This window comes from Synechococcus sp. MIT S9504, assembly GCF_047497135.1.
Classification (GTDB): domain Bacteria; phylum Cyanobacteriota; class Cyanobacteriia; order PCC-6307; family Cyanobiaceae; genus Synechococcus_C.
The window spans coordinates 980,706-998,205 of sequence record NZ_CP138942.1 but is presented as its reverse complement, the minus strand read 5'-3'; the positions used below and the strand labels follow the sequence as shown (position 1 = coordinate 998,205).

At 49.6% G+C, this 17,500-nt stretch carries 25 protein-coding genes; 7 read left to right on the top strand and 18 right to left on the bottom strand.

Annotated features, from left to right (window positions below; genetic code table 11):
* Window positions 1-115: 115 nt before the first annotated feature.
* From SIB58_RS05740 to SIB58_RS05730, 3 genes are all read right to left on the bottom strand, one after another.
* Window positions 116-349 (bottom strand): Nif11-like leader peptide family natural product precursor, encoded by a 234-nt coding sequence (locus SIB58_RS05740; RefSeq protein ID WP_066906446.1) that lies wholly within the window; start codon window positions 347-349, stop codon window positions 116-118.
* A gap of 165 nt (window positions 350-514) precedes the next feature.
* Window positions 515-775: a Nif11-like leader peptide family natural product precursor gene (locus SIB58_RS05735; protein WP_066906448.1), complete on the bottom strand. Its 261-nt coding sequence runs from the start codon at window positions 773-775 to the stop codon at window positions 515-517.
* A gap of 46 nt (window positions 776-821) precedes the next feature.
* Window positions 822-1,052: a hypothetical protein gene (locus SIB58_RS05730; RefSeq protein ID WP_066906450.1), complete on the bottom strand. Its 231-nt coding sequence runs from the start codon at window positions 1,050-1,052 to the stop codon at window positions 822-824.
* A 147-nt stretch (window positions 1,053-1,199) separates the two neighbouring features.
* Here SIB58_RS05730 and SIB58_RS05725 point away from each other — a divergent pair, with 147 nt between their 5' ends.
* Window positions 1,200-1,325, top strand: coding sequence for a DUF3104 domain-containing protein (locus SIB58_RS05725; protein ID WP_156486569.1), 126 nt, complete (start codon window positions 1,200-1,202; stop codon window positions 1,323-1,325).
* A gap of 113 nt (window positions 1,326-1,438) precedes the next feature.
* On the top strand, window positions 1,439-2,020 hold the full coding sequence (locus SIB58_RS05720; RefSeq protein ID WP_156486570.1) for a hypothetical protein: 582 nt from the start codon (window positions 1,439-1,441) through the stop codon (window positions 2,018-2,020).
* Between the two features lie 267 nt (window positions 2,021-2,287).
* Here the strand turns inward: SIB58_RS05720 and SIB58_RS05715 are convergent, their stop codons facing one another.
* Together SIB58_RS05715 and SIB58_RS05710 are read right to left on the bottom strand one after the other, a co-directional pair.
* Complete coding sequence (locus SIB58_RS05715; RefSeq protein ID WP_066906630.1) at window positions 2,288-2,509, bottom strand: Nif11-like leader peptide family natural product precursor; 222 nt, start codon at window positions 2,507-2,509, stop codon at window positions 2,288-2,290.
* A gap of 185 nt (window positions 2,510-2,694) precedes the next feature.
* Complete coding sequence (locus SIB58_RS05710; RefSeq protein ID WP_082823312.1) at window positions 2,695-3,015, bottom strand: Nif11-like leader peptide family natural product precursor; 321 nt, start codon at window positions 3,013-3,015, stop codon at window positions 2,695-2,697.
* A 390-nt stretch (window positions 3,016-3,405) separates the two neighbouring features.
* On the opposite strand from SIB58_RS05710, the gene SIB58_RS05705 reads away from it, so the two are divergent.
* Window positions 3,406-3,678, top strand: a complete 273-nt coding sequence (locus SIB58_RS05705) for a DUF3104 domain-containing protein (protein WP_082823300.1) — start codon at window positions 3,406-3,408, stop codon at window positions 3,676-3,678.
* A 34-nt stretch (window positions 3,679-3,712) separates the two neighbouring features.
* Here the strand turns inward: SIB58_RS05705 and SIB58_RS05700 are convergent, their stop codons facing one another.
* The 3 genes from SIB58_RS05700 to SIB58_RS05690 form a co-directional block, all read right to left on the bottom strand.
* Entirely contained in the window at window positions 3,713-3,940 is a 228-nt protein-coding gene (locus SIB58_RS05700) for a hypothetical protein (protein WP_066906454.1), read from the bottom strand.
* Between the two features lie 315 nt (window positions 3,941-4,255).
* Entirely contained in the window at window positions 4,256-4,552 is a 297-nt protein-coding gene (locus tag SIB58_RS05695; RefSeq protein WP_066906456.1) for a hypothetical protein, read from the bottom strand.
* Window positions 4,552-4,809, bottom strand: a complete 258-nt coding sequence (locus SIB58_RS05690; RefSeq protein ID WP_066906458.1) for a hypothetical protein — start codon at window positions 4,807-4,809, stop codon at window positions 4,552-4,554. The genes SIB58_RS05695 and SIB58_RS05690 overlap by 1 nt, the downstream gene beginning before the upstream one ends.
* A 97-nt stretch (window positions 4,810-4,906) precedes the next feature.
* Here SIB58_RS05690 and SIB58_RS05685 point away from each other — a divergent pair, with 97 nt between their 5' ends.
* Together SIB58_RS05685 and SIB58_RS05680 are read left to right on the top strand one after the other, a co-directional pair.
* Window positions 4,907-5,674: an SDR family oxidoreductase gene (locus SIB58_RS05685; protein WP_066906460.1), complete on the top strand. Its 768-nt coding sequence runs from the start codon at window positions 4,907-4,909 to the stop codon at window positions 5,672-5,674.
* A gap of 69 nt (window positions 5,675-5,743) precedes the next feature.
* Window positions 5,744-6,724, top strand: a complete 981-nt coding sequence (locus tag SIB58_RS05680) for a DUF7005 family protein (RefSeq protein ID WP_066906462.1) — start codon at window positions 5,744-5,746, stop codon at window positions 6,722-6,724.
* Here the strand turns inward: SIB58_RS05680 and dnaG are convergent.
* On the bottom strand, window positions 6,676-8,763 hold the full coding sequence (dnaG, locus tag SIB58_RS05675) for a DNA primase (protein ID WP_067325776.1): 2,088 nt from the start codon (window positions 8,761-8,763) through the stop codon (window positions 6,676-6,678). The genes SIB58_RS05680 and dnaG overlap by 49 nt on opposite strands.
* A 1,270-nt stretch (window positions 8,764-10,033) precedes the next feature.
* On the opposite strand from dnaG, the gene SIB58_RS05670 reads away from it, so the two are divergent.
* The gene (locus tag SIB58_RS05670) at window positions 10,034-10,165 is read left to right on the top strand and encodes a hypothetical protein (protein WP_255355633.1); all 132 of its coding nucleotides are present in this window, start codon (window positions 10,034-10,036) and stop codon (window positions 10,163-10,165) included.
* Between the two features lie 235 nt (window positions 10,166-10,400).
* Here SIB58_RS05670 and SIB58_RS05665 read toward each other — a convergent pair whose 3' ends face one another.
* The 9 genes from SIB58_RS05665 to SIB58_RS05625 form a co-directional block, all read right to left on the bottom strand.
* Window positions 10,401-10,616, bottom strand: a complete 216-nt coding sequence (locus tag SIB58_RS05665) for a hypothetical protein (protein ID WP_067325701.1) — start codon at window positions 10,614-10,616, stop codon at window positions 10,401-10,403.
* A 41-nt stretch (window positions 10,617-10,657) separates the two neighbouring features.
* Complete coding sequence (locus SIB58_RS05660; protein ID WP_074162587.1) at window positions 10,658-11,275, bottom strand: EamA family transporter; 618 nt, start codon at window positions 11,273-11,275, stop codon at window positions 10,658-10,660.
* Window positions 11,276-12,113: 838 nt separating this feature from the next.
* Window positions 12,114-12,854, bottom strand: coding sequence for an alpha/beta fold hydrolase (locus SIB58_RS05655; RefSeq protein WP_082823302.1), 741 nt, complete (start codon window positions 12,852-12,854; stop codon window positions 12,114-12,116).
* A 312-nt stretch (window positions 12,855-13,166) separates the two neighbouring features.
* Window positions 13,167-13,409, bottom strand: coding sequence for a Nif11-like leader peptide family natural product precursor (locus SIB58_RS05650; protein WP_066906470.1), 243 nt, complete (start codon window positions 13,407-13,409; stop codon window positions 13,167-13,169).
* A gap of 339 nt (window positions 13,410-13,748) precedes the next feature.
* The gene (locus SIB58_RS05645; RefSeq protein ID WP_067325707.1) at window positions 13,749-13,994 is read right to left on the bottom strand and encodes a Nif11-like leader peptide family RiPP precursor; all 246 of its coding nucleotides are present in this window, start codon (window positions 13,992-13,994) and stop codon (window positions 13,749-13,751) included.
* Between the two features lie 324 nt (window positions 13,995-14,318).
* Window positions 14,319-14,582, bottom strand: coding sequence for a Nif11-like leader peptide family natural product precursor (locus tag SIB58_RS05640; RefSeq protein WP_066906474.1), 264 nt, complete (start codon window positions 14,580-14,582; stop codon window positions 14,319-14,321).
* 176 nt (window positions 14,583-14,758) lie between these two features.
* Window positions 14,759-15,031, bottom strand: a complete 273-nt coding sequence (locus SIB58_RS05635) for a Nif11-like leader peptide family natural product precursor (RefSeq protein WP_066906476.1) — start codon at window positions 15,029-15,031, stop codon at window positions 14,759-14,761.
* 391 nt (window positions 15,032-15,422) lie between these two features.
* Window positions 15,423-15,770, bottom strand: coding sequence for a hypothetical protein (locus SIB58_RS05630; RefSeq protein ID WP_066906478.1), 348 nt, complete (start codon window positions 15,768-15,770; stop codon window positions 15,423-15,425).
* Between the two features lie 202 nt (window positions 15,771-15,972).
* Window positions 15,973-16,290, bottom strand: coding sequence for a hypothetical protein (locus SIB58_RS05625; RefSeq protein ID WP_197461095.1), 318 nt, complete (start codon window positions 16,288-16,290; stop codon window positions 15,973-15,975).
* Between the two features lie 397 nt (window positions 16,291-16,687).
* On the opposite strand from SIB58_RS05625, the gene SIB58_RS05620 reads away from it, so the two are divergent.
* Complete coding sequence (locus SIB58_RS05620; protein ID WP_066906483.1) at window positions 16,688-17,479, top strand: efflux RND transporter periplasmic adaptor subunit; 792 nt, start codon at window positions 16,688-16,690, stop codon at window positions 17,477-17,479.
* Window positions 17,480-17,500 lie beyond the last annotated feature (21 nt).

Here is a 17,500-nt window from a genome sequence, read left to right as displayed (position 1 = left end):
GATTACTGGCGAGATTGAAGAAATAAAAAGCCCCTGCGGTTGCAGGGGCTTTGATGAGTGCAATATAGGCTCACGAAATACAACCCCACCAGCTAGCAATCCACACCCATCCAGCTCAGTTGTACCACTCAGGATCCCATGGCGTTGGTTCGCCACCAGCCACCCCTTCCAATTCTTCGTCTGAAATCTCTGACTGAGCGATCTTCAAATCGTCAGCAGTAATACTAAACCCAGCTTCTTTTGCAATCGCAACAACAGCATCATTATCAGCAGCTGCTTTGAGCTTTTCCTGAAGGCTGGTGTCAGCTTTGACCTTCTCTAGGAACGCTTTGAGCTGGTCTTCTGACATGGGTATAGGGAGAATCTAGCGGTTATAGCAACAATGCCTTGAAGTGACTTTGGCTAATAATTACTGCGCTTAATTGTGCCAGGTATTGAAGGCTGATTCGTGGGCTATTTGGGATGATTGAAGAAATAAAAATTCTCTGCTAATGCAAGGGATTTGATGAGTAAACTACAGCTCTACTTCCTTATCCTTTCCTAACGTCAGCAAATAAATATTAACACAGCTAACGTTTCCGCATTCACCCCCAGCAGCCCTTTCCAACTCATCATCTGAAATCTTAGTCCGAACGTCATCAGCAGAAATACTAAATCCAGCCTCTTTCGCAATTGCAAGACCTGCGTCAATATCAGCAGCTGCTTTGAGCTTTTCCTGAAGACTGGAATCGCCTTTGACTTTGGCGATGAATGCCTTGAGTTGTTCTTCGGACATGGGTGACTGGCCAGTACAGAAGGCTTAGCCATGGCCAGCTGCAGCGTCACCCGTACTCCGGGCACCATCCGGCCTGGTCTTGCCAGGTGGGCGTCCAGTGGCGGCAACGCTTGATCAGGTGATCGCCCTGCTGCAGCTGCTGCTGCCTGAGATTGCAAGCCACCATCGTTCTGCAATGACCATCCACGCCATAGGCGAAGTGCTGACAGGTCAGGCAGATCCGGGCTCCCTTCCAGTTCTGCAGCTCCCGTTCATCCACAAAATCCCACTCCTCCATCACCCCTATTCGCCGTAGTACAAATGCACTAAGTCAGGATCGCAGGGGTCGTCAAGCGAGTTCGGAAAAGCTTTCGAAATCACCCGATCAGGTGATGTGGTCACGGGGCTTTTGGGGGATCATGAGGAAGCCCACCTCTAACAGGCAGTGCATGTTGCAGCGGTTCCTCACCACCGCTCCATGCACAACCTGTTCCAGATCGCGGATGTGGATTCAGGCGTGATCCGCTGGGTCAACGCTGATCTGGTGACCCATATCCTTCTTGCGATCTAAGGGAGATGTGACGAACCTCACAACTCTCCTTGAGGCAGGTCATCAAGTCAGCTGTTGATTACGGAGATGGTGTGTCCTTCGAGAGGAAACAAGCCTCCACCGCTTTCAGATCCATGCCTCATTTCGTGACCTTCGACGTCGTACCTCACCCCGAAAAGGACAGCTTTGGAAGCTTTGAACCAAGGCAAGCAAAGTTGCAGGACGTTTCTACGAATGATGACCTGATCGGTCGGAAGGGTTTGAGCTGGGGTGAAGTCTGTGATGTAGGTGCTTCGCTTAAACAGGCAGATGAGCTGACCGGCAGCTTTGATCCTCGTGAAGTGAAACCCGTTGAGATTGGACAACGACCTGATCCAGAGATTGGCGGTCTTGAAGCACCTGGCGGTGGGATCGTCCTAGATACAACACCTCCCCAGATGCCGATGCATCAAGGCGCGATGAACAGTATTTGGGGCAAAGATGAGGCTGGAAACTTTCGTGATGCAGCTGGAAATACTTCTGAGAGATACCGTCTTGGCCCCGGAGCTACTTTCGAAGACATGTCCGAAACCTTCGAGCCAGTCCCTGGCATGCACAGCTTCGCAGGGTCGCTCAGCCCTGTCCCCGGAGATAGCAGCACTACTGGACCGCTTTGTAGGAGCTACCTGGAACCACAACTCGGTTGGAGTGAGCTTTGCGATGTAGGCGCTTCCTGAGCCACAACGTTTCAACGCAATGCCCCGCTCTCACGAGTGGGGCTTTTCAGTGAGGATCCGCTGGTTCAACGCAACGCTGACCTGATGACGCATATCCTGCCGAGGGCTCCAGGGCAATAAAAAACCACGCTCGTGGCGGGGGGTGATTGGTGTGAGGCTGTTTTATAATAAGTAGGCTCAGAATCAATCCACAACCAATCAAAGGCAGCCAGGCTTCACCAGCAGGCCCAGTTATACTTCAATACCACAATACTTTGAGTTGTAGGCTCACTCAGAACACCAGGAGGCCCAGTTATAACTACGCCCACCAGCCACGCCTTCCAGTTCCTCTTCACTGAGTTCAGCGACATTATCAGCAGTGAATTCGTGGCCGTGCTCTTTAGCGGTCCCTACGACGTCTTCAGGAGTCTTTGCTGCCTTTAGTTTGTCTTGAATGGACTGGTCATCCTTGGCTTTGGCGATAAAAGCCTTGAGCTGTTCTTCTGACATAGGTGTCAAGTCTGTTAATTATTTATTATGGCAATGGTCTGCTGAAGTGTCTTTGGCTAATAATTACTGCGCTCAATCGTGCCAGGCATCGGAGGCTGATTTATGGGATTATTTAGAGCATTGAAGTAATAAATTTCATGCGGCGGCTGGGTGCTTAGACGAGTAGGTTTCAGATAAAAATTAAATTAACCACACTCCTTATTGGCAGTGCCCATAGCTACACAGCTAGTGTAGCTAGCAGCAAACAAGGTACCAGCACAACCCTTGTCCATTTTCTCACCAATCCAATTAACAATGGGGGGTATAGTGCCGCCAGCTACGCCTTCCAGTTCTTCTTCTGATAATTCAGATCGAACGTTCTTAAAATCGCTGGCTGAAATCATAAATCCAGCCTCTTTTGTAATCGCAAGAACTGCATCTGAATCAGCAGCAGCTTTGAGCTTCTCCTGAAGACTTGTGTCTGCTTTGACCTTCTCCAGGAAGGCTTTGAGTTGTTCTTCTGACATGGGTGATTGGCCAGTACAAAAGTCATAGCGATGGCCAGCAGCAGCGTCACCCGTTTCGGGCACCATCCGGCTTGTTTTTGCCAGAGAGTCAGAGCTGATTGCTGCGGCTGAAAGGGTTCTGGCTCGGGTTTAGCAGTGTTGCTAGAGCTCTGGTCAGTTGCTCACTGCATTAATGAATCCCTGGCTCCTTCTTCTCTACACAGTGCTGTTTTGCTTTGTTTACGGGGCGGCCTATGGCGCTGCACTCACCGGAAAGATCGCTTGCGTGAACCGCAATTCAGCGACGACCGCATCAATATTTGCAGTGGTTCTATGGCTCCTAAACAAACCCTTTGGCTGAGCAGCCCTTTTTGCTCTCATGGCTAGTACAGGCGTCCTAGCCTAGATAGTGTGTCAGTCGATCACGGGATCTACAACCAACAGGACCCCTCAGAACAGCCGATCTTCCTCAGCGTGGTTCCAGGCATGACGGTGATCGTGCGCCACGACTATCTGACGGGAGAGAAGGCCGACAAGGATTGGTGGATGGGGCAGGTGATCCACTGCGGCGGTGCTGCCCGAGACCCTTCAATGCACAACCTATTCCAGATTGCTGATGTGGATTCAGGCGTGATCAGGTGGGTCAACGCTGATCTCGTGACCCACATTCTCCCAGCGGTTTAACCCTGCTTCTCTTTGATTTGCTCCAACGGCCTGATCAAGCTTCAGCCATCTCAACCGCCAACTCATCGAGCATGTGGCTGAGGTGAATCTGATGGAGCGCCACGACCTGCAGGCCACGGGCGCAACCACCGGCCATGTTTCGCTGAATGTGCTCCCGGTCCTCAGGGGTCAGAAGGGGGTTCTTCAGCTCGTGGATGTGCACGTGGATCTCGTCATTCACCGCAACACCAGCATCAAGAAGTCGGGTGAAATTAAAGATCATTCGAGCAGTGCAACGGCCCCAATTCTTGCCCTAGAGCTGAAGTGTTGCATGGATCAAAAGAGTTAGCCCGAAGAGGCAGATAGTCAGTCCCAAAGAGGCAAAAAGTCAGTGAAAACCCCTGCACTGGAACAGATCTGAGCAATTTGCACCTGAACCTCCTGAAGTCTTTCCTGCCTCAATCCCCCAAAACCCCTACGCTGCAACCGATCTCAGCGATTTGAAAAGCCTCCATAGCACAGATTTTTGAGACAATTTTCTAACATTCTTCTAACAGAGTCATTTTACAAAACTCAACACAGCGTTTTTGATTGATGCCTACTTCGGGCAAACCAATTGCACTGACTGGCTTTTTGGGGAGTACAAGAGCACGTAATCATCGCCATGAGCATTAAGCCCAGTTTGCTCGCGCAGCAAATCAGTGCTGGCAAGGGCCAGGCCACAGGTCTCGCAGAACAACACCGGCAACGTTGCAGCACTGCCCTGCATGGCCTGAAGATCCAAAGCCTGGCGAACTGCACGCTGCGAACGCTCCAGTCCGAGTCGCTCCACAAGAGCAGGCCAGAGGTTGTTCACTGGAGCGCTGGCCGCAAAATCAACTGAAGGATGGGACATCAGACAGGCAGCTGTTCAATCGCCACCACAATCATCTGTGGTGAGACCTCGATCACCTCCAGAGGATCCTTGTTATCGAGGTAGGCCTCGAATGACGAAAACCGCTCAATCCGGGGAGCAGCCTCCTTCATTGCACAGGCCGCAATCCAGTCGTTGTCATCCGGTTTAACGGACACATAGGCCTGCAACGCCTCCTCCAAATCTCCGCCATCGCCAATGCCCTCCCCATGCCAGAACGCTTCAAAGAATTCAGACATCGGACACGGGAAATGAGCTTGTTGATCATGGCTACGACCTGGGCCACTGCACAGTGCCTAAAAGCTCGAGAATGGAGATTGAGGGACCAGCAGAACAATGCAGGATTCGCTGTTCAGGCTTGATGGTCAGGTGGTACTGGTAACGGGCTGCCGGCGTGGGATCGGCCAGGCCATGGCGGATGCACTGGCCGAAGCAGGAGCGGACATTGTTGGCATCAGTGCATCGCTCAACCCCGACAGCAGTGAAGTGGGAGATGCAATCCGTAAGCGTGGTCGTCGATTTTCTGGTTTTCGCTGCGACCTCAGCGACCGCCATACCGTCGACCTCGTTCTGGACCAGGTTCTCAGCCAGCATCCGGTCATCGACGTGTTGGTGAACAACGCCGGCATCGTGCGCCGATCACCGGCGGAGGAGCACAGCGATGAGCTCTGGGACACGGTGCTGGAGGTCAACCTCAGTGCAGCATTCAGAGTCAGTCGCAGGATCGGGGCAGTGATGCTGGCTCGCGGCAAGGGAAGCATCATTTCCACAGCCTCCGTGCTCAGCGATCAGGGTGGATTGAATGTGGCGAGCTATGCCGCCAGCAAAGCGGGCCTGGCCAACCTCACACGCTCACTGGCCAATGAATGGGCAGGACGCGGTGTGAGGGTGAACGCCATCGCACCCGGGTACGTGGACACAGAGATGACTGAGGCACTGCAGTCAGATCCACTCAGATCGCGTCAGATTCTGGAACGCATCCCCGCCGGGCGCCTGGGATCACCTGATGATCTGCGCGGACCGGTGGTGTTTCTGGCCAGTGAGGCCTCGCGCTACGTGCATGGAGAAACACTGGTCGTGGATGGCGGTTGGATGGGTCGCTGAGCTCTCAGGAGATCAGGAGAGCGTTTGGATGCGGCATGGCTAGACACGGGGCAGCGAAGTCGGTGGCCCATGCAGACGCTGGAGGAGTATTGCCGGAGATTTAAAGAGGCCGACGCCATCTGGCCCGATCTGCCGATGGTCTCCGATGACCGGCAACAGTGGTGGGATCGCTGGCTGGCGGACAGGGACCCTGCGGGGTGTTGGGATGATCTCCGTCAGCTCCTACCGCAGCTGTTACTGCAACCGGGAATCGACGTACACAGCAGCGATGCCTATCAACGACTGGTGATGCGGGGTGAACAAGCACAGGCTGCAGACCTCAAGCACGCGCCAGTCCTGCGTGACCCGTCAGGAACAACGCTCACCATTGCGCAGCATCCGACCGGTGCCGTTCCAGTGCTGACTTTTCGCAACCATGAGGATTTCGTGCTGGCCGTGCGCTGTCTGGCCCACCGCTGTGAAGCGGTTCCGATTCAACCCACTGTGCACGCTCAGGCGATTTCAGGCCTGATCCACTGGGGTTTGATCCGCGCGTTAGGCGTGCAAGCACGATGCCAGATCCTCCTTTTACACCGGGCTCCTTACGCCTCTCTATCGATGGAAACAATTCCTGGTGAGCCACCAATGGAACGCTGGCTGGACCTGTCGCAGACCTGGAGGCTGGAACATGAACTCACCCATATCGCCTGCCGCAGGCTGGTTGGTGAAATGCGCATCAATCTGTACGACGAAATCGTCGCCGATGCCATGGGGATGACGGCAGCGTTGGGACACTTTGATGCCGATCTGTTCCGGAGAGGTCTCGGCCTCTCGAATGAGGGAGTCCCAAACACGCAGGCCAGGGCTCACGTCTATGTCTCAACGCTTGAGCCAAACCAGCATCGGAAGGCCTTTGAGCTCACACTCCAACGTGCGGGCGAACTGGAAAAGCTGCTGAAAGAGCAGCGCTGGCCAGGGCACTCAATGGCGTTGTTGGCACGACTGGTCCGCGGGCAGCTGACTCAACCGTTGACGGAAGCAGAAGGAGCGGAGCTGGTGTCCGAGGCATAACCGGCACAGCGCTGTTGATCGAGATGTTGGATGTGTCGACGCTCGCTGTAATACAGCTCCTGAAAACGCAGGGCTTCAGCGTTGAGGTCTTCGAACATGGCGTGAATGCGCTGCTCCATGTCAACTTCCATCTCAGCAGCGGGAGATGACTGCTCATCTTTCTCCTGCTCGATCAAGACGGCGATGCATCGCTCCAGGGTCTGCAGACGCTGTCCAGTCCAGGCTTCGAGCAGATGTCGGCAGCGTTTGTGGCTCTTCTGGCGCTCGAGCATCGCTGCCGTTCCCCGCAGCTGATCCATAGGCCGCGAGAGTGACACACGCTGCAGCTCATCCGGTTCGAGCAGGGGTGTAAGGCGCGCCACCAGATCACTGTTTTCCAGCAGGAGCTGATCGGTGAGCAGTCGAGGCAGATCGAGATCCGCCAATTCGTCGCCGCGATCCTCACCGCGACTGATCGCTTCCAGACGCACACTGCCGAGATTGCCTTCCTCGAGATCCGTGATGCCTGACCAGAGCAGCCGGTGGTGCTGAAGTGCAAAGTCCTCGAGCTCTCTGCTCCTCAATTCCTGGCGGATGCCAGCCCGATGGGATGGGCAATGGAGATAAAGCAGCAGGATCTCCGCCTCCGAACGTTCACGCTGAGAAGCTTCTCCAGCCTTTTCATGTCGGGTTGAACGACCATGCCAACGCTGGCCCTGGACTTGCTGACGGAGATCGTCTTCCAGCTGCAGAGCAAGACGGCCTTGCCCACCGCTGAGGCGCTCTGCCACCTGCTGGATGTAGTGGGTGCGAATGGCGGACTGGGGAAGCTTGCCCAGCAACGCAACCAGCGAAGCCACCGAACGCTGGAACTGATCCGCCTTGCTTAGATCTCTGCCTTCAAGGACCTGTTCGATCTGCCAGTCAAGCCACAGCGGCGCCTGATCCAGCAAAGCCCGATAATCACCGGCGCCGCGATCCTTGAGAAATTCATCAGGGTCCTTGCCGGATGGAAGGTGCAGGACCCTCAACTCCAGTTGTCCCTGGAGTGCAAGCTGCTCCACCTCCCCAATCGCCCGGTTGGCGGCACGGACGCCGGCTCCATCGGCATCAAAATTCAAAATGATGCGTTTGCCATCACTGCACCGGCACAGCTGGGTGATCTGCTGACTACTGAGAGCAGTGCCTAAGGAGGCCACCGCATTGGTGATACCTGCCGCATGCAGTGCGATGACATCGAAGTAACCCTCCACAACGACAGCACGGTCGTCCTTGCGGATTGCCGAAGAGGCTCGGTCGAGCCCGAAAAGATGCTTTCCTTTCTCGAACACCTCCGTTTCAGGTGAGTTGAGGTACTTGGGCTCACTGCCATCAAGGCTGCGCCCACCGAACCCGATCACCCGGCCCTGACGATCACGGATGGGAACGATCACGCGATGGCGGAAGCGGTCATAAAAACCGTTCCCGCCCTTGCGGGGAACCACCAGACCAGCTGCCTCCAGAAGTTCGGGAGCGAGACCCTCCACCTGCTGCAGATGCCTGAGCAGGCCGTCCCATTGATCCGGCGCATACCCGAGCTCAAACTGGTCGAGAGTGGTTTCGCTTAATCCGCGCGTCTCACGCAGGTAGCGAAGAGCCTCAGAACCGGCGTCGGTCCTGAGCTGTGCACGAAACCAGCCGGAGGCCAGCGCAAGTGCCCTGTGCAGCTTGTCGCGGCGGGATAGCTGCTGTTTGAGTTTCTCCTGCTGAGGACCGTCGACGGTCTCCACCGGAAGCTGGTAGCGGCGGGCAAGATCAAGGACCACCTCACTGAAACTCTGGCGTTGAAACTCCATCAGGAATTTGATGGAGTTCCCTCCCGCGCCGCACGAGAAGCAGTAATAGAACTGCTTGGCAGGAGACACCGTCATGGACGGCTTGCTGTCATCGTGAAACGGGCAGATCCCTACGAACTCACGGCCCTTCTTCTTGAGCACAACGTGCTCACCGACCACATCCACGATGTCGGCGCGTTCCTTAACGGCCTCGATGGTGCGGGGGTGAAGTCGTGGGCTGACCATCAGACCATTCTGCGAGAGACCGAGCTCCACGTCGATCGGGATCGCTGATGAAAAGACCCTTAGCAATACGGATGGGAGAGTTATGGCATGAACAATGGGGTCTGGCGGTTTGTTGTGAGCGAAGCTTGTAACAGCTGGCTATGAATGGATATCAAAGATCATCCAACTCAAAGGACGTTCGAGTTCGATCTGCCCATCTCAGTACCTGCCGAACGACGCAAGTTGCTGCGAACAGACACGATCCAGAGCAAGGCAGGCAACACACGAACAGAATCCATCTAGAACCGTCCAGGGGTGGGGCAATCTGACGAATCTTCATCAGAGCATCTGTGTGTTCAATTGAACAGTGGTACTTTGATTAGTAAGATCCATTGTGTCGCAATGGATCACAGGAAAACGGAAACCAACAGAAGAGAAAAAAGCAATTTTCCAAATATCATTTGACATCGTTCCTGAAGAAATGAGCCATTTTCAATTCCCACATGGAGTGAATCGCGGTCAGCAAGTCGGATGAGAAGGAACTGAGAAGAACCAGCAGCTCAGGCAGATCAAAAAACGCGGCCCTACACATGCCGCAACGGGAAAGAGGCACTGTCAATCACTCCAAAATGATGGAATATGAGGCTGTAAAAGAGGCTTTGCAGCAGTCACAGCAAGAACTGAAACACTGCCTTTTGACATCCTGATGATTCCTAAAGCTACATATCTATTATTCAATCTGGAAAGAAACACTGATACACAGAAACAAAACTGTTTGGCGAGCAAGCTCGAAAAAGAAACAAGCGTATCAAAGCACTAGCTCTTTATGCAGCCGTTGCTGCTACAGACGAAGAAGAACTTAGTAACCGTCGTGAGAGACATCAAACTCACGGTAAAGAGCATCGGCATCCTGCAATTGCTTATTCATAAGCAAATACTGGATACGTTCCTTCCACCACTGTTCAGTCAAACCATTATCGTTTTTGAGAAAGGTGTATTTGGGCAATTCCATAAACCCCCTTTAAACAATGCAGGTATAGAGGCTTTTCCTCTACATACCAATTAATCCTTACATTACTTAAGTAGCCTGCAATACATGTATTAGAGCTGGCACATCTGCCAACAACAGCCTTATCACCAAGCAGATTGATACCGAAAAAGGATTATTCAACATAGTCCAACCAACTATATAAACGATGCTACTTCTAAAAATGATGGCGAACTAATCTCTGCAGGACTTAGTTCATTCCTTAATAAAATCAAATCAATTGTAGAAATTTAGTCTGATGCAATGCAATCTGCTCAAAAGGAGCGAATGAGCATCATTGCAAAGATTGCTGAGTATCAACAAGAGTTGCCACAACGCCCCATCAACAATCATGCATTGTCCAAGGCAATGGAAGCAATGGAAGCGGAAGACTGAAGCAAAGAGATGATCTCCACGCAAGCTAATGCTAATGAAGAGTTCAACTGGTTAAAAACTCACACTGCTCCGGAGATCCAAGCCCTAGTTGTTTGAACTAGCCCCATAGACCTGCATGGAATCGCTGCAGACAAAGGTACTCTTAGACATGACACTGCTAGGCAGCTGCTAAAAATCGTTAACAATGCCAAAGAATTGAGCAAAAAGAAATATGCCAACCATGATTTTGTTTTTTTCAGAGTGCTTTGAGGCGTTTCTGACCGGAAAAGATCGCGCTAAGAGCAGATAGCATGATAAGTACAACACCAATCCACTGATAGAAATCTAGATGAATATCGAATATCCAGGATTCTGCAAATGCAACAATCGGCAGATTAAGCAGTAATATATTCTGATAGGTTACAGGTGGCAGGGCAAATACAGTCTTTGATGCAGTAAAGCTTTCCAGCATTCTCAAAATGCCTGCAGCTAGCAATAAAGACCAAAGAACTGCTAGCGCAGGGTAAGTGTAGACGGTAATCGAGAAATTAAAATCAAGCCTAAACAAGCAAATGCAACTTTGCTCAGCTGTTTTGAAAAAACGACTTCTTTCGTGTTGACCATTCCGCGCATTCTGCCGGTCAAAATGTCAGCGCTAGTGCTAAATATCAGAGTGGAAACCCCAAACAACAGTCCAATGAATGGAAATGTCTGAATCTTCACTCCTAAGACCAGAAAAGCGCCTGCAGCAGCAAAGATAACAGCCGCTAGTTCCAATGGTATCGGCGGTCTTGATTCAATTCTACAGGTTCTAAGAAGTAGCACAACAGAGGACAGACTGAGGAACATTGCAGCAATTGATGCAGGCAAGTAATTAATACACAAGAGCGTAGAAAAATTAAATACTCCACTCAATAAAGCCATTGAGACAACAAGACTCCACTGTCTCCGATTCCACTCTTTGTAAACATGACGTCGCTTTATAATTGATAATAATAAAGCAACAATTCCGATACCAGAAGCTAGCAGCAGCCACGGGGAGGCGAAATGCCCGAGAAGATTTTTAGACAACACAATGTAGACGCTAAAGAGGAAAGAAGTGCTGATCCCCCAAGCGATTCCCTTTAGCATGATCGCAGGCTGCTGTATTGATAGCCTACAAGGTCTTGGAAATAAATTATCGTGGCATCGTGGCAGGTCAGCAATTTGGCAGTTCATAACTTATTCAAACTTCAGATGATAATCATCGCCAAAACAAGATCATGGATATAACAAACGATGCAGTAATTCCTATTGGCCCAATCTAAATGTAAAGGCGGAAAACTGGGCTTTAAGGCTTCAATAGCTATTGGTCAACATGGAAAAATACTCAAAATTCTTGATGAGCAATGATGGCTGACAATCAAACTAAAGCAAAGATATTACTTGTCGGGAATCGTAAAATGATCAAAGCGAAGCCACGTGCAATGAGACCCAAAAAATAAGGCAGATGGCATTGAGTAGTCACTATCCATCTCCGAACAAAATAGCCGCGCATTAAGAGCTGAGTTGTAATCTTTGGAGGCGATTGAAACAGTAAAAAGAACGGCAATCGAAGGAACTTCCCTGGCTGCTCAGCCGAACCTTATCGCCATATCGCTAGAGATCTAGTGAGCTTCAGCAACTGTATGATCTTGCAAGCAACACTCAGCAAATACGTTTTAATACAATATCATATGGTTGTTTGCAGCTATGCCACATTCTAACAATCTGAAAAAGATAAACGATCAACCGCTCTTTCCAACTCTTCTTCAGAAATCTTTTATTGAGCGTTATTCAAATCACAAACAAAATATCTTTTACACTCCCAAAAGTGTATCCAAAACAGATGCAGCTTAGAAGCAATGAAAATCATTGCACATGAAAGTGTTATTGAGATATTTTTACTTTTAACTGGCGAGAGGTTTTCAGATGCTCCTAGGTTGAGTTATTAAGATCTCTCCTGTAAATCGAGATTCAAATGAAGCCATTGATAAACAGTTTTAGAAAGTGCTAATGGTCTCTCCCAGATTAAATTATGACCACATAAATCAAGTATTTCTGTTTCACACTTGTTGTGATGCTGCACGTATTCAAATTGTTCAGAAGGCTTTAGCAATGTATCTTCGGCTCCAGCAATTGCAAGTATTGGACATTGAATATTAGGAATATTTTCACTCACATCTGGCCTTTCAAGTATAGCTTTTATTTGCCTGAGAAAAGTATCAGGACCTATTCTTTTTGCCATTGATAACCAACGATTAGCCATGGAATGGCTGGTCTTTTTATTGATAAATCCCTCTTCAACAATTGATCTAAATGAATCCAATTCTTTCCCGGATCTCAGGTCATTATAGAGGCTATGAATAACTTGAAGATATTGAAAAGGTGCTTCTGACCAAGACGAAATCATCACCAGGCCTTTTACCTGAGATCTCATCCTGCTTGCCACTTCCTGTGCGACCCAACCACCCATTGAAAAGCCGAACAAAAGAAGCTCTGAGTCAGAATATTGCTTAACAACTTTACAAGCCATTTCCTCTAATGATACTTCTGAAGTGAATAACTCGCATCTTGTATGACTGACACTGGGAAATTCATTTATAGCATGATCTAATTCCAACATGGAGTCGAGATCACAACCAAATCCAGGCAACAAAACTGCTGATAATTTTGAGTTACGTAAAATCATCTTGATTCAGACTTTGATTTTGTCAATTGGCACCTTTTCTACTGAACACTGGAATCAAGCTTGGCTTTAGTGAGAAATACCTTGAGTTGGTCCAGCGACATGGGTATCGGATTTGTATAGGCTTTATAGCAACAGTCTGTAGCAGCGTCATTGGCTAGCAATTACTGCACTCAATCGTGCCAGACATTGGAGACTGATTTGTAAGCTTTTAGGGATGATTGAAGCAATAAATTCCCACTACTAATACAAAGGCGTTTAGTATGTAGTCTGTTCCTAGAAAGGGTGGCTACAGTCAGGGATAAGAAGAACATATTACCAACAGCAATAGGATACAATGTCGGAAGTACAAAAGTCGGAAACTTTCCCGCCAGCTACACTTTCAATCTCAGCATCAGATGGGAATTGGCGATGCTCTTTTAATTCTTCTGTGGTGATCGAAAAGCCTGCAGATTTAGCAATAGCAACAGGGTCTGCACCTTCAGCCTTTAACTGTTCTTGCAGTGAAGAATCGGCTTGAACTTTGGCGATGAATGCCTTCAGTTGATCTTCTGACATGGCTAATAGATCTGTTCAACAGTTCTAGCAACGGAAAACTTGAGCGACCTAAGATAATAATTACTGTGATCAATCGTGGCAGGTATTGGCCCAAGCTGATCATGGTAGGTATTGACCCTGACGAACTATTAGCACAACGAGAACTTGTCGCTGCTTAACCGTAGACAAAGCAAAGGCCCGACGAGTGCATGCATCGAGCCTCTCTCTATACTTGGGCAAAAGCAATTGACCTCAACTCTTTTGCCACTTCAAATCCTAACATGAAACGACAAATAATGAGTCTTGGAATTAGATCTATCTTGAGAGTTTGAGAAGAGATAACCAAGACTACATTCATTTTCAACCACCAATGCAGGTAGTATTCCACATGGGACCGCTCCACGACGCTCCACCAGCCACTCCTTCCAGCACTTCATCAGGAATGTCTGATTGAGCTCTCTTCAAGTCATCAACAGAAATAGTAAATTCTACTTCTTTAGCAATGGCAGCAACAGCATTGGTATCAGCCGCTGCTTTGAGCCTTTCCTGAAGGCTGATGTTGCCTTTGGCATTAGCAATGAAAGTTGTGAGTTGTTCTTGTGTCATGGTTCTAAGGAGTGAATGATTGGAGGTGTAGCCCCCTCGACTCCTTTAAGATCACAGAGCTTCTGGTGAACTCCACTACACAGCTCTGGTGCAGCACCCAAGAAGTTCTGGTGAGCTTCTGGTGAATAGCTCAGAAACTTTCCATTACTTTGTAAATAAGGCATCCGCCTCTCTGATTCCTGCTCAACTGCTCATAACCCTGCCAGGTATTGAAAGCTAATTTATGAGCTTGTAGGGGTGATTGAAAAAAGCCCCTACGACGACAGAAGCTTTGATGAGTTTACTAAATCTCAGTTTTCTCTCCGTATCCTTCAGGAGGTAATATCATCCCAATCCCCAAGTATTGACAGTACATGAGGTAACATCATCCCATGTACAGTGACAAAGACACTCATACTCACCGCCAGCAGCTCTTTCCAGCTCACTATCTGAAATCTCGTTCCGAACGTCATCAGCAGAAATACTAAACCCAGCCTCTTTCGCAATTGCAAGAGCAGCGTCAACATCAGCAGCTGCTTTTAGCTTCTCCTGGAGGCTGGTGTCGCCTTTGACTTTTTCTAGAAAGGCTTTGAGTTGATCTTCTGACATTGGGATTGATAGTCTTTAATGGTTATAGCAATCATATCTCGCAGTTTCTCTATTTAATAATTACTGCGCTCAATGGTGCAAATTATTGAGGTTAATTTGCGGGATCAATCAGGCTATTGAAGCAATAATTACCCGTGGTAATGCACGGGCTTGGGTGGATTGAAGGTACAACTATATCAGCATCCATAGTCAGATGTATCACAGCCAGGCTCCCGTATATAACAGACAGTAGCAGTCTCCACCGTACAGTAATCCCCTCCAGCCGCGCCTTCCAGTTCAGCGTCCGTCATGTATCCATATGACTGAATATCCTCTGCAGAAATAGAAAATCCAACATCTTTAGCAATGGTGATCGCCTCTTCTGGAGTGGTGGCAGCATTGAGTTTCTCCTGAAGCCTGGTATCTTCTTTGAGTTTTCCGAGAAATTCTTTAAGTTGCTCTTCTGACATGTCTATCGGGATTCTTTAACGGTTATGGCATTGATATCTTCTAGTGTCTCTGTCTGATAACCATCTATCAATCTGCTTTATCGACAACCTCCCGTAGTACAGAAGGCAGAAGCATCTTCTCAAGGTCCTGTCTTGCGATCAGAGCCCTTGTGAGCTCTACCTCTATTGATTGCTATTCATGCTTACGTTGCCAGATGTCATCTTCCATGATCACTTCTGCTCTTCAAGATAACAAGCTACCAGTTGATCATGATCTTCCAGATGGAACTCAATACATGCCTGATACTATTAGCTCTATCGCAATCGATGTGCATTGCATACCAAGTGAGAAAGCCTTCCTCAAAGTCAGTAAACCTGACAGTGATCTGATTATTTCGTTTAGGTGTCGTACTCATGGTTCGTAGCCAGTAAGTGAAAAATTGAAGAAGCCTGGAGTACCTGGCTTATGTGAACGCAGGTGCTGGAAGCAAGGACTGATGAACGGTTTCTGTGTCTTTCCCATGAAGGGACAGAGATAACGCCACTGCTCATCGCTTTCGTTGGCGTAGTGGATTAGCGTTCCAATCCCTATGGCAGAAGTCTCACTGAAGCGTTCCCAGTTCTGCTCCATATAGGACCAGGCTCTCCAGTAGTGACCGTCGTCAAACCGTGCACAGGTTGCAAGCCGTGGCTCCTTGAGGTCATCACTGATGCCTCGACAAACCATGCCAACCTTGGCAGCAACAGTGACCACTGTCATTCTGCAAAAGCTGACAAATAATCAAAGTCAGCAAGAGCTTTAGCTTCAGTGGATGTAATTAATGACGATTATTGATCTTTACATAGGTACTGCGCATAGGCACAGCTGATAGCAATTTGGATATCATTCAATCAGCTTCGCTTTCAATAATATAAACATTTATTGACACTGTCGATAAGCTTTTGAAATATTGTCCAGGGTCTTATCCCTGCGAATTCTGCTCACCATGCATCTTGAGTAGGCGCTCAAGTATTAAATTATCAACGAACCTTTTGTCTTTGGTACTCATTCCAGGCACCTTGTCCGCGTACCAGTCCGCATCCCATTTTATTCTCTCCTCTCTCTGGATTTGAGTGAGTGTATTTACTATTTCTTGTTCATTGTTCGCCATAGATACTGCAGCAACAAACCACTTCTCCGCAGCCTGATAGTTCCTCACTGCTTTGTTTCTTTCTTCAGCCGCCTTTCCCGTGGCATCTCTCTCATTTAAGAGCAACACAGCCAGCACGAAAGAGATCACCACTAAAGCAAAAGTCAAACTGTTTCACTCGAGATATAGATACTTTAGTTCTATGCGCTCAGCAGTTCAAGCGCCTGCTCTGTTGCTGACTGATTGAGGAGAGAAACAGATCCAGATGTCGCTTTCATCGTCTGCTTGGTCTCACAACATTCTTCAAAGACTCTTGCCATCTTGTTGACCACGTGTGCCTGGTCTGATGCCATCTCACCTTGAAGACGTTCCAGGTCATACAGGCAATAGCTGCTTTTACAAACGACAGGCTGGGTGTCGACGAACTCAACATCAGCTACGCAAATCAACTGGTACAAATGGAGGTTCAGCGACTGATAAGGATTGCGAGATATCTGATGACAATCCCCAGAGAGCTCAATAGGATCTCTGCAAAGGTCGGGGAACCATGAATCAAGGGTCCTCACTGCTTATCACACTTGGATTATCGGCGGCAATCCTGAGTGGATGCGGTGCTTCTGAGAAGCAAGAAGTATCCACAGCAAGTCTCCAACCCCGTCGGGTTTCTGCCCTTGGACGAATCGAGCCTCTCGACGGAATCCTCAAAGTGAGTCTTCCGAATTCACTCAGCAACGACAGCATCCGCCAGGTTCTGGTGGAGGAAGGAGAGGTTGTTGAACGGGGTCAGGCCCTTGCTCTGCTCGAGACTCAGCCCGTCCTCAAAGCGGATCTGATCAAGGCGGAAGCCGAGGTCACAGCATCACAACGGGCACTGGATGCTCAGATCTCAGTGATTGACCGCTACAGAGCTGAGCAGCGACGGGCTCAGGCCGAAGCAAGCCGCGGCAGGGAGCTTTACCAGAATGGTGCGACCAGTCTTCAGCGCTATGAAGCGCTTCAGGCCGACTCGGACGCAGCCCTGGCGCAGCTCAACGAGGCACTGGCCAACGAGATGACGCTCAAGGCGGATGTGAACGTCAAACAGGCTCAGGTGAAGCAGGCCAGGGCTGACCTGGACCAGGCGACTGTGAAAGCCCCGTCAAAAGGCACCATCCTTCAAATTCTGGCTCTTCCAGGAAACCGAGTCGGAGAAGACGGACTGCTGCTGCTGGGCGACACCACCAGGATTGGCGTGGTTGCTGAGGTTTACCAGAGTGATCTACCTGAAATTCGTCCTGGGCAAACGGCAACCATCAGCGCCAACGGTCCCCGGCAGAAGTCAGCAAGCCACGGTCACTGAGATTGCCCAACAGATCAGCAG

What these genes read in the sequence shown, in the direction of transcription:
- SIB58_RS05740 (WP_066906446.1), bottom strand. Translation starts at nt 349, where the DNA reads ATGTCAGAAGACCAGCTCAAAGCGTTCCTAGAGAAGGTCAAAGCTGAC.
- SIB58_RS05735 (WP_066906448.1), bottom strand. Translation starts at nt 775, where the DNA reads ATGTCCGAAGAACAACTCAAGGCATTCATCGCCAAAGTCAAAGGCGAT.
- SIB58_RS05730 (WP_066906450.1), bottom strand. Translation starts at nt 1,052, where the DNA reads ATGGAGGAGTGGGATTTTGTGGATGAACGGGAGCTGCAGAACTGGAAG.
- SIB58_RS05720 (WP_156486570.1), top strand. Translation starts at nt 1,439, where the DNA reads ATGCCTCATTTCGTGACCTTCGACGTCGTACCTCACCCCGAAAAGGAC.
- SIB58_RS05715 (WP_066906630.1), bottom strand. Translation starts at nt 2,509, where the DNA reads ATGTCAGAAGAACAGCTCAAGGCTTTTATCGCCAAAGCCAAGGATGAC.
- SIB58_RS05710 (WP_082823312.1), bottom strand. Translation starts at nt 3,015, where the DNA reads ATGTCAGAAGAACAACTCAAAGCCTTCCTGGAGAAGGTCAAAGCAGAC.
- SIB58_RS05700 (WP_066906454.1), bottom strand. Translation starts at nt 3,940, where the DNA reads ATGATCTTTAATTTCACCCGACTTCTTGATGCTGGTGTTGCGGTGAAT.
- SIB58_RS05695 (WP_066906456.1), bottom strand. Translation starts at nt 4,552, where the DNA reads ATGTCCCATCCTTCAGTTGATTTTGCGGCCAGCGCTCCAGTGAACAAC.
- SIB58_RS05690 (WP_066906458.1), bottom strand. Translation starts at nt 4,809, where the DNA reads ATGTCTGAATTCTTTGAAGCGTTCTGGCATGGGGAGGGCATTGGCGAT.
- SIB58_RS05685 (WP_066906460.1), top strand. Translation starts at nt 4,907, where the DNA reads ATGCAGGATTCGCTGTTCAGGCTTGATGGTCAGGTGGTACTGGTAACG.
- SIB58_RS05680 (WP_066906462.1), top strand. Translation starts at nt 5,744, where the DNA reads ATGCAGACGCTGGAGGAGTATTGCCGGAGATTTAAAGAGGCCGACGCC.
- dnaG (WP_067325776.1), bottom strand. Translation starts at nt 8,763, where the DNA reads ATGGTCAGCCCACGACTTCACCCCCGCACCATCGAGGCCGTTAAGGAA.
- SIB58_RS05670 (WP_255355633.1), top strand. Translation starts at nt 10,034, where the DNA reads ATGCAATCTGCTCAAAAGGAGCGAATGAGCATCATTGCAAAGATTGCT.
- SIB58_RS05665 (WP_067325701.1), bottom strand. Translation starts at nt 10,616, where the DNA reads ATGCTGGAAAGCTTTACTGCATCAAAGACTGTATTTGCCCTGCCACCT.
- SIB58_RS05660 (WP_074162587.1), bottom strand. Translation starts at nt 11,275, where the DNA reads ATGCTAAAGGGAATCGCTTGGGGGATCAGCACTTCTTTCCTCTTTAGC.
- SIB58_RS05655 (WP_082823302.1), bottom strand. Translation starts at nt 12,854, where the DNA reads ATGATTTTACGTAACTCAAAATTATCAGCAGTTTTGTTGCCTGGATTT.
- SIB58_RS05650 (WP_066906470.1), bottom strand. Translation starts at nt 13,409, where the DNA reads ATGTCAGAAGATCAACTGAAGGCATTCATCGCCAAAGTTCAAGCCGAT.
- SIB58_RS05645 (WP_067325707.1), bottom strand. Translation starts at nt 13,994, where the DNA reads ATGACACAAGAACAACTCACAACTTTCATTGCTAATGCCAAAGGCAAC.
- SIB58_RS05640 (WP_066906474.1), bottom strand. Translation starts at nt 14,582, where the DNA reads ATGTCAGAAGATCAACTCAAAGCCTTTCTAGAAAAAGTCAAAGGCGAC.
- SIB58_RS05635 (WP_066906476.1), bottom strand. Translation starts at nt 15,031, where the DNA reads ATGTCAGAAGAGCAACTTAAAGAATTTCTCGGAAAACTCAAAGAAGAT.
- SIB58_RS05630 (WP_066906478.1), bottom strand. Translation starts at nt 15,770, where the DNA reads ATGACAGTGGTCACTGTTGCTGCCAAGGTTGGCATGGTTTGTCGAGGC.
- SIB58_RS05620 (WP_066906483.1), top strand. Translation starts at nt 16,688, where the DNA reads ATGAATCAAGGGTCCTCACTGCTTATCACACTTGGATTATCGGCGGCA.